The organism is Vibrio sp. IB15, from assembly GCF_016406055.1.
Classification (GTDB): domain Bacteria; phylum Pseudomonadota; class Gammaproteobacteria; order Enterobacterales; family Vibrionaceae; genus Vibrio; species Vibrio chagasii.
Genome location: NZ_JAEFCE010000060.1, coordinates 19,435 through 28,481, shown reverse-complemented (window position 1 = coordinate 28,481; position 9,047 = coordinate 19,435). Strand labels below are relative to the sequence as shown.

Genomic DNA, 9,047 nt, shown 5'->3' with positions numbered 1-9,047 from the left:
CTGATCAGATCGTAGCTTCTTGATTTGGTTCCATCGATTTACGCAACAAAGCCCACTGGTGCTGCCACCGCCGCCACCTCCGCCGCCACAACCAGTTATCACAGCACTTAATGACATCGTTAATATCAAAGGAGTTAATGCTTTCATTTTTAATATCCTTATTTAATGAGTGGCATATTGAATTAGCAAGTCACGTGCCATGTTTAAGTAACTGATTTAAAGTGTTTTTTTTGAATGCTAGATGTGTCTAGTCAGAAAGCTACCTCATTTTTAAAAAGAGAATCAATTTGACCGAATAGCACCATATAGCGAAAGGGTTAGGCAAGGGAGCTGCCCATTTTGAGAGTTGGCCTCGGAAATTACTTTAAATGTCGGGTAGTTAGCTCTGGGACTGACTTGAATTGCGTCTTATGTGTCGAAAGGTAGAGAATGGTTATCCAAAAAACCTAATTTCAGCGAGTGGCTTATCAATAGTGAATGGCTACATCGCTTATTTAATGAGTGAATAATATTGGTTTGAAATTTAGCTTTTTAATTAATATTAAATCGCAGGTTGCAGCCTTGATTGGGTAGGGCTAGATGATAGCGTTAGCTCACCCAAAACAAGGAGAATAGGATGAAGCACATTATTAAGTATGGATTGGCACTGGGGGCGATAAGCGTCAGTGCGTTGGTTTCGGCAAACCCAGTTGTATTGATAAACACTTTTTCAGTCGAGCCAGCCCATGAAGCCGCGACTTTAGCGTATTGGGAAAGTGCTAGGGACGTGCTAGTCCAACAACCCGGTTATATCTCTACTACATTACATCGAGCGTTAAGTACAGACGCCACTTACCTTTACGTAAACGTCGCAAACTGGGAAAGCCAAAAACACTTCATAGATGCTATCTCTGTAATGAGAGAGGAGCTACCTGCTCTTAATCTTGAAGGCGTTACTGCAAACCCTAACCTTTACGAAGTCATCCGAAATTAATAGAGAGTGTCCTGAATGAAATATGTACCACGACTGTTTTTAGTTATTTTTAGCTTTCTGTTCTCGGTTAATAGCTATTCAGCTGCCTATGGCGTATCGGTTGCTTGGAAAACAAAAGATGCTCAAGCTGTATTTGATGTGATGCCTCAACAGAAGAAGGCATTTGCTAACTTAATTGATGCTGGCTTAATTCACGATATGTTTGTTTCTGAAAGCTTTATTGGCGAAAATCAGTTTCCAATAATTAAATTTGTAATGGAAGCCGATAGTGAAGAGGAAGTAAGACGTGTTATAGGAAATCTTCCTTTTCAATTTAAAGAGCTAGCTGAAATAACAGAAGTAAGAGACATCGGAAGTAAATGGCTAGATACTCAAGTTGCTTTTAAAAACTATGCGATTGAGTTGACTTGGAAAGAGCCTGAAGATCAAATGCTGGTAGATAAAATTATTAGTGTTGATTTACAAAAGGTGGTCGATTGGAGCACTCAAGGCGTGATTACTTCGGCTTATATAAAAATTCAATCTATTGCCGAGCCGAAGCCAAATCAGACAGCGATGATTCGACCAATATATTCTATTGCGGTATTGGCAAAGGATGAGCAACATGCTCTTGATATTGCTAATGAACTTAACGCGGTTAAATTAGGCTTCGCTAGCGTCAATGTCAGTGAATTGGGCTTTAAATTATCCCTGTGATTCTGAAATAATGTAAATTCCCATGTTATTCTAAGGTGAGATTATTAACAGTGTTAGCTCACCTTATGAATAATAATAAATTACAAGAGTATGATTTGGTTATTGAACTTGATGACCGTACATTGATTAACCCGTACTTGAATAAAGTCGTGACATTGTCGCCATCAGAGTGTCTGCTTTTAAAGCATTTAATGGACAACTGCTCACAAACTTTAGGTCGTGAATTCCTTTTAACGCATTGTTGGCCGGGGCGCATTGTTACTAATAGCTCTCTGAATGTCGCAATCAAAAATGTTCGCAGTGCTCTCAAAGAAGTAGGGTCCGACTGCAAAGTGATTACGGTACAAAAGGAAGGCTACTGTTTTGTTGCTCCTGAGAGCAGTGTCGAAACAGATAGCGATACCGCTCTTGAGCGCAATATTGTGTCTGAAAACCTTGCCGAACAAGGTAAAGGCATACCGCAACCTGCCAGTTTGAGTGAACAGGAGGGTTCTACTTGCTCAGAATCCACTGTGCTGGAGTCAAAATCAGCTTCTAATTTGAACGAAGTAGCTGACGCTCAAGGGCTATCAGAGAATATTCAGGCACAAGGCAAGCAAGCATCTTCTAAGTTTATGCCGCTTATTAGCGGGCTCGCGGTAAGCCTCTTTATCGTCATTATCCTGTCTTATCTTGGGTTGTTTATGGAAAGAGCTTCCATCAAGGGTGTCGATGTATACCATGATAGCGTCGAGTTAGAACAAGAGCTGGTGGAAGACTTAACTTCACTTGTGAAGCCGGGCGTAGAGGCGATCTATCTTCACCGCATGGGTATCGAGTGTGGTGGTATGCAGGTGGTGGTGTTAGACGAAAGTGGTTGGCACGACATTAGTGCAGATTTCAAGTCTGGGCGCTGTTCACAAGGCCGGAAAGAGGATGAAAAGGTAGAAGGAACTGCAGATGAAGCGTAACTTTTGGCTGCCAATTGTTGTAACCGTATTTGTGATCTTAGCGTTTGGTTTAGTCTCAGGGGTTGCGACCAAAGGTTCGTACCAGTTTGAAAGCCAGTACGAGAATTATGGCTGGGAGGTCTTGACCCTTGAGCTGAAGAATGGACGCTCAAAAATGCGCTATGTCGGCTACGACCGAAATGGACGAGTCGTGCAAACCAAGCAGTTGTTCGGTGTGTTTTTGCGTTGGGGGAATCACTACTATTTCTATCAGCTTGAACAGCACCAAGCCCACGGAAACCAAACCTTCAACGTTAAAAATCTGTTTATTAAGCACCATGACAACAAGCGTAGTGTTTTGATATCCGATCAACGAGGCGCGTACATTACGAAAGACGGTACGATCCTAGAGCTCAACGGCATTCTCTATGGTAAGGCCATGCGATGATTGATGATGCAGCACACTGAGGCGATTAGTGAGGTCTGGTTGGTTGGAGTGGGGTGTTACTAATAATCCAAAGCTGCGTTAGGTTCATTGCCTAACGCAGCTCGTTTGCATGATTAGCTTAGTCTTCGCCAAGTACGTCAAGTTTGCTCTTGATGAAATCTTTGTGGTCAACGTAGAGCAGTTCAGCGGTTTTTCTGATCACTGAATCTTCAAGTGGATCAATCTCTCCATCGGCATGCGCCACTTCCCACATCGCCTTAATCAAGTCGATTCGCACTGGCTGTGATAGCTCACGCAGTTGGGAGGTGAAATCATACAAAGAAACAGATTGTTCAACTTGCGGCTCAGCTTGTTGTAACAAGGCTTTCGACTCTTCTTCCGTAATGCCCAACAGACGTTGCAGTAAGTTCAACTTCGCTTCTTGTTCTGATTCGTTGATCTCATGGTCTGCGCCTGCGACTTCGCATAACAAACTGGCGATAGCTAAGTTTAGTGAGGCAGTAGGCGTTTTGCCTAAATCAGAGCCTTCGACCAACTGTTTAAATAACGATGTAAGTGAATTAAACATAAGAGCGTTCCAGTAATGGTGAATAATATAACTATTGGGCCTACAGAGTGTGATCGCAAGCCCCTTTACTTAAAACTGACATTACGTATAAGCCAGTAATAAGGAACATATTAGGTTGGCTCTGGAAAACGCGTTACTTTGCCATCGCCGCTTAGGGTGGTGATGGATTGTGGTTTGCCTTCGCTATTTAGCCTTAATTCACCAATCGCGCTGCGGTTCGAAAGGCGATAGAAGGTTTGATTGTCTGGGCTTCGCTTTTCTATTTTTAAACGCTTACGTTTGGTGAAATAGTTAAGCACCGAGCGTGGGCTATACAACAGCCGGTCACATACGTCGCAGAATTTTAGCAATGGCGCAGGGAACTGGTTTTTAATACCGCTGCAGGTAATCTGGTAAATGTTCGGACTGTTGCGGCGATATCTAAGCTTAATGTCGTAAGCAAAGGAGTAGTGTACATCACCAGAAAGTACCACGAAGTTCGTTGGTGTTTTGGTATGAGTAAAGATACTAATCAGCGTGTTGGCACTACCAGGGTGCGCCATCCAGTTCTCAGCATCAATCACCAGTGGCTTACCTACTGTGGTAGCCATCTTTTGCAGCGTTTCAATAAACTTCACGCCAAACATCGGTGCGGCGGAGATAATCACCACTTTATCTTGATGAAGTAACTGATGTTGGAGTTCAACCAATGCTTCCCAGTCCATCAAGCCGGACGGTTTGTTCATCCGAGACTCGGAGCGCCAGCGGCGGGTACGAGTATCCAACACAATCACTTTCGGCGAAGTGTTGATGGTGTAGTGCCACTCTTCAAAGCGATCGAGCATTTCAAGATACTGTTTGTGTCTTGCAGGTTCGAGTTGCCCAATAGGCGCTTCAATAGCTTTTTCGCTCTGATTGGTATTCACCAACTCCGAGAACAGCTCTTTCGTTTGCTCCATAAAATCGTGGTTGAAGTTCTCCGGTGCATTACCCCAACCTTGGCACATCCAATAAGCCGCAAGGCCGTTACCAATGACTTGTGTAGCAAACTGGTTTTGATCCACCGCATGCTCCCAACCAACAGTAAGGTTCCAGTCGTCAGTGACATCATGATCATCGAAGATCATGTACGTTGGAATATGAGCAAATAGACGCTGTACTTGCGGCAGACCGGCAATGAAATCATCGATGATGACACTTTCATCACGCCATTGTTGCTGCTCGGCTGGTGTGAGCTGGCGGCCAGCCTGCATGCAGTTATTCTCGATCAACCGTTCGCGGTTAATGCACTGCCACAAGGTCGGTGACCAAACCAGCAGATACATGGCAATAAATTCAGACAAGGTCACCAAGTGATTTTCACAATCAGTGGAGCTGAAGATGGGTATTCCGCGTTTAGGGAACAACTTATCGAGCAATGAATGTGATGTGTTATGGTGCGGTAGTAAATGATCACGTTGATAGAGGTGATAGTCGCTGTTAAACAGAGCTTCACTGCTATCGATTTTTCCGTCTAATGAATCGGTCGGTAGTGCTTCGCTCACTAATCCAAGTAGCTGAATCACTTGATGAATCGCATCGAGTGTTGGACCGGCAACGTGATCTGCGTAGATCTGGTCGCCGCTCATCATCAGCATATCTGGACGCTCTAATACGGCTTGCTGCTCAACTTTATTATCGGCTGCGACTAGGCTGTCTTTGCTTGGATGATGAGGATTACGACAGGAACCATGCAAGATGTAGTCGGCGCTGGTCGATATTTTAAAGGCTATTCTTGGCGCACCAGTGGTGTCGTGTTGCTCTTGGTACACTAAATGCGGAGCCAACTTGGTTAACGCACCTTGATCAGTCTCTATCTGATATTCCAAAGGCGTGTTGGTTGGAAACTCACCTTTTAATTGAATCAAGCTTACCCAAGCATGTGTGCCGACCTGAATCGATTCGTGTTCGCTCAGTGGTGACCTATAGAAAGGGGCTTCTTGGCCTTGGTTGTATAGCTCTGCATTACCATTGAGTGGTGTGCTCGTAACAACCCAAAGCACAACCTCAGTTTTGGTCGTCTTTCTTAAAATAGGGCCAGCGAGTAAGAAGGGAAGAGAAAATGTCATCGGGCGTTTCAAGTCGATTCCTAAATCTTTGGTGGTTAGTCGTTCAGCGCTTCGGCGTTACATTGTGGAGCGGCCATTTCATGTTCATTGGGTTCAATGTCTGGCTCTGTTGATTCCAGGATTTCGATAACTTCTGAGCTAGAAAGTTCATGTCCCATAAGAAATATTGCTAATAGGGCGTCGGCTTTCGTTTTGGTATCAGAAGGCTCATCCAACACTTGCTCGAGTTTTTCTCGAATCATTGCGATCTCGTGCTCAACAAAGCCACGGCCTTCGCTGTCCCCTTGGTTTTCTTCAGGGGCGTTATCGAATTCAAGAAAGAGCATCTCACCGTCTAACTTTGTGTTGATCAGTCGCTCTGGCAACCATTCCTCACCCATAACGATATCTGGGTCGGAATCATTGGGTAAGTGGTCTATAATGTTTTGTAATTCTGAGACTTTCACAATACTTTCATTTAACCGAGAATATTCTTCATTGTAACGGTCTATTCCGATCAAACCTAAAATTTGTTGGCTACAATGGTCAATAAATGTCTAACCAGTACCACAAAATTTATTACAAAGAGTAATTAAACAAGAATGAAGCGCAAAATTTCACCGAAGCTCATCTCGTATGGGACGATTCTATTAAGTAACGCTTTCTTAGCGAATAGCGTGGCGTGGGCTGCTGAAGAGCAAGAGTGGGGCATTGCGGCAATGTTCCGTACTGCCAGTATCCCGTATGACACGTCTGGTGGTGATAAGACAGTAAGTTCGTTTGTTCCGATGTTGTTCTTTAAAAACGACTACGTGTTCATTGATGGCACGGAAATGGGCGCTTACCTATATCAAACTGAAGATGAAAAATGGTCTTTCAATGCCATATCTCGAATGCGCTTTATTGATATCCCGGCTTCTGCACAGAACGCGATTGAAGGTGATACCGCTGACTATGGTGGACAACTGACATACCAGTTGGACGAACAGTGGGCGGTTGAAACGGAAATCATGAGTGATAGTGAATTCAACCTTCACAGCAATTTGCGTGCGAAAGCGAAGTACGAAACTGGCGATTGGGAGTTCTACCCAAGTGCAACACTGCGCTATAAGAGTGCGGATTTTAACAGTGAGTACTACTCAGCTGCGGGTCAGTCGATCGGTGCAGGTGTAGATTTAAATCTTGGCGTTGAAGCGCGTTACCATGTTATCTCCAACCTTTATCTATTGGGTTCAACCAGTGTGACTCGATTGGATGATAACGCCTACGACTCTTCCATTATCGAAGATCGTTATCAAGGCGAACTTTACCTTGGTTTTGGTTTCTTTAATGACAAAGAGAAAGCGCCTAAGCCTAAGTTAAGCAACGCACCTTATTTACGTGTGGCGCATGGTTGGGCAACGCCGTCGAATATCGGCGACATCATGAAATTCAACACCGAGAAAGACGAGTACAATCACCAACTCACATCATTCTTTTATGGCCACCCTTTGACTGATGAGATCTTTGGTTTGCCGTTGGATATCTACTTAACGCCAGGTATCGCTCACCATTGGAGTTCAGAGGTTCAATCCAGTAGCACGGAATACATCATTGCAATTAAAGCGTACTACACCTTCAACTGGCCAACTCAGTGGCGATTCGGTGTCGCAGAGGGTATGTCTTACATAGATTCGATTACTTATATCGAAGGCTCTGAAATGGATCGTAAGGGCTACACGGCAAGCCACCTGTTAAACTATTTGGACTTCTCATTTGATGTGAACGTCGGTGACCTTATCGGTAAGAATGACCTCAACAATTTATGGTTTGGTTACTCACTGCATCACCGCTCGGCGATCTTTGAAAATGCGTCCCAGTTTGGACGTATCAAAGGTGGCAGTAACTACAACACGGTTTACTTCCAATACGAGTTCTAAAGTATTACATCTACTAAAAATGCCGCTCCAAATAGAGCGGCATTTTTTATCATAAAAGAAAAGAGCTAATCACTATTAGTCACTGATAATTAACTATTCTAAAGCCACTTCAACTGAAACCTAATATATGAGTTTATTCTGATTATCTAATATTTCCTGTCTCCTTTTCGGATTTTACTACTATTTGATTATTTAACCTTCTTTCATTACTTGTTAACTTTTTTATATTATTTACAATGACTTATATTATATCGACATCCTGGGTATTTATGGTGTTCTAACTGTGTTTGTTATCTGTTAATCGATTGTTAATCGCTGTGCTGGTCACGTTAATTATTTAATTGCGTCTATATGATGAGCTCGAATTTATATAACAACAACGTCAGCTAGGAAGAATAATGAAAGCATATGTATTTGATGGAAAAGACAGCGCGAAATTGGAAGAACGTCCAATCCCTACAATTGAGAAGCAAAGCGATGTCATCGTAAGAATCGAGAAAACCACAATTTGTGGTACGGATTTACATATATTAAGAAATAACGTTGCGACATTTAAGCCAGGCACAATCATGGGCCATGAAGGGGTTGGTATCGTCGAAGAATGCGGTGAGTTGGTGAGTAACTTTAAGCCAGGCGATCGCGTAATCGTGTCATGCATTACTTCATGTGGTAGCTGCAAAATGTGTCAAGTGTCTAAATTTGGTCAATGTTTAGATGGTGGCTGGCTACTTGGTAATGAAATTGATGGCTGCCAAGCGGAATACGTTCGAGTTCCTTATGGCGATACAAGCCTGCACCTTGTCCCTGACGACATCGATACAGACTCTCTGGTTTTATTGAGCGATATTTTCCCAACGGGTTACGAAGTGGGTGTATTGGATGGTCAGGTTCAGCCGGGTTGCTCTGTTGCCGTTATTGGTTGTGGCCCCGTTGGCCTTGCAGCTCTGATGACCTCTAAGTTCTTCACTCCAAGTGAAATCTATGCAATCGATACTAACCCTCATCGACTGCAAGTGGCTAAAGAGCTAGGTGCAACCCATGCGATCGATAACTCAGATGGCAGCGCCGTACAGCAAATTCTCGACATGACAGACGATGTGGGTGTGGATGTGGTGATTGAAGCTATTGGCATTCCTGCTGGTTGGGATATGTCTCAGAAGTTGGTGTGCCCAGGAGGCAACATTGCGGTGCTTGGTGTTCACGGTAAATCTGCAACGATTAACCTAGAAGACATGTGGAAACGAAACTTCACTATGACAGCTGGCATGGTTCATACCAATACAACGCCAATGTTAATCAAGCAAATTAGAGCGGGTTATTTGGAGCCTCAAAAACTGATTAGTCACCAGTTCAATTTAACAGAGTCAGAAGAAGCTTATTCAACATTTATCCATGCTTCAGACCACAAGTCGTTGAAAGTCATCATTTCTAACGATTGTTCATAAACA

General features: G+C 43.5%; 8 protein-coding genes and 2 pseudogenes. 6 read left to right on the top strand and 4 right to left on the bottom strand.

Translation table 11 applies throughout. The features are described from left to right. The first annotated feature begins 616 nt into the window (after positions 1-616). From JC606_RS18850 to JC606_RS18835, 4 genes are all read left to right on the top strand, one after another. Positions 617-973 (top strand): antibiotic biosynthesis monooxygenase family protein, encoded by a 357-nt coding sequence (locus tag JC606_RS18850; RefSeq protein ID WP_137407509.1) that lies wholly within the window; start codon positions 617-619, stop codon positions 971-973. Between the two features lie 15 nt (positions 974-988). Further along, on the top strand, positions 989-1,669 hold the full coding sequence (locus JC606_RS18845; protein WP_198779171.1) for a hypothetical protein: 681 nt from the start codon (positions 989-991) through the stop codon (positions 1,667-1,669). 65 nt (positions 1,670-1,734) lie between these two features. Then, a complete protein-coding gene (locus tag JC606_RS18840; RefSeq protein ID WP_198779170.1) occupies positions 1,735-2,619 on the top strand; it encodes a winged helix-turn-helix domain-containing protein in 885 nt (294 codons plus the stop codon). Further along, on the top strand, positions 2,609-3,046 hold the full coding sequence (locus tag JC606_RS18835) for a hypothetical protein (protein WP_008222104.1): 438 nt from the start codon (positions 2,609-2,611) through the stop codon (positions 3,044-3,046). Before JC606_RS18840 ends, JC606_RS18835 begins: the two co-directional genes overlap by 11 nt. A gap of 118 nt (positions 3,047-3,164) precedes the next feature. Here the strand turns inward: JC606_RS18835 and JC606_RS18830 are convergent, their stop codons facing one another. The 4 genes and pseudogenes from JC606_RS18830 to JC606_RS18820 all read right to left on the bottom strand — a co-directional run bounded on the left by JC606_RS18830 (position 3,165) and on the right by JC606_RS18820 (position 6,201). Next, positions 3,165-3,614 carry a tellurite resistance TerB family protein gene (locus tag JC606_RS18830; protein WP_198779169.1) on the bottom strand — a complete coding sequence of 150 codons (450 nt, stop codon included), beginning with the start codon at positions 3,612-3,614 and terminating at the stop codon, positions 3,165-3,167. Positions 3,615-3,724: 110 nt separating this feature from the next. Further along, positions 3,725-4,447: pseudogene (locus JC606_RS23705) on the bottom strand (alkaline phosphatase family protein); the annotation flags it as partial. An 80-nt stretch (positions 4,448-4,527) separates the two neighbouring features. Then, positions 4,528-5,713, bottom strand: a pseudogene (locus JC606_RS23700) (alkaline phosphatase family protein); the annotation flags it as partial. 23 nt (positions 5,714-5,736) lie between these two features. After that, on the bottom strand, positions 5,737-6,201 hold the full coding sequence (locus JC606_RS18820; protein ID WP_137407505.1) for a hypothetical protein: 465 nt from the start codon (positions 6,199-6,201) through the stop codon (positions 5,737-5,739). A gap of 81 nt (positions 6,202-6,282) precedes the next feature. Between JC606_RS18820 and JC606_RS18815 the strand changes: the two genes are divergently transcribed. Beyond that, complete coding sequence (locus JC606_RS18815; RefSeq protein ID WP_137407504.1) at positions 6,283-7,599, top strand: MipA/OmpV family protein; 1,317 nt, start codon at positions 6,283-6,285, stop codon at positions 7,597-7,599. A 398-nt stretch (positions 7,600-7,997) separates the two neighbouring features. Further along, positions 7,998-9,044 (top strand): alcohol dehydrogenase catalytic domain-containing protein, encoded by a 1,047-nt coding sequence (locus JC606_RS18810; RefSeq protein WP_137407503.1) that lies wholly within the window; start codon positions 7,998-8,000, stop codon positions 9,042-9,044. Positions 9,045-9,047 lie beyond the last annotated feature (3 nt).

Excerpts from the sequence above, each read along its gene's own strand:
- JC606_RS18850 (WP_137407509.1), top strand. The coding sequence starts at position 617 with ATGAAGCACATTATTAAGTATGGATTGGCACTGGGGGCGATAAGCGTC.
- JC606_RS18845 (WP_198779171.1), top strand. The coding sequence starts at position 989 with ATGAAATATGTACCACGACTGTTTTTAGTTATTTTTAGCTTTCTGTTC.
- JC606_RS18840 (WP_198779170.1), top strand. The coding sequence starts at position 1,735 with ATGAATAATAATAAATTACAAGAGTATGATTTGGTTATTGAACTTGAT.
- JC606_RS18835 (WP_008222104.1), top strand. The coding sequence starts at position 2,609 with ATGAAGCGTAACTTTTGGCTGCCAATTGTTGTAACCGTATTTGTGATC.
- JC606_RS18830 (WP_198779169.1), bottom strand. The coding sequence starts at position 3,614 with ATGTTTAATTCACTTACATCGTTATTTAAACAGTTGGTCGAAGGCTCT.
- JC606_RS18815 (WP_137407504.1), top strand. The coding sequence starts at position 6,283 with ATGAAGCGCAAAATTTCACCGAAGCTCATCTCGTATGGGACGATTCTA.
- JC606_RS18810 (WP_137407503.1), top strand. The coding sequence starts at position 7,998 with ATGAAAGCATATGTATTTGATGGAAAAGACAGCGCGAAATTGGAAGAA.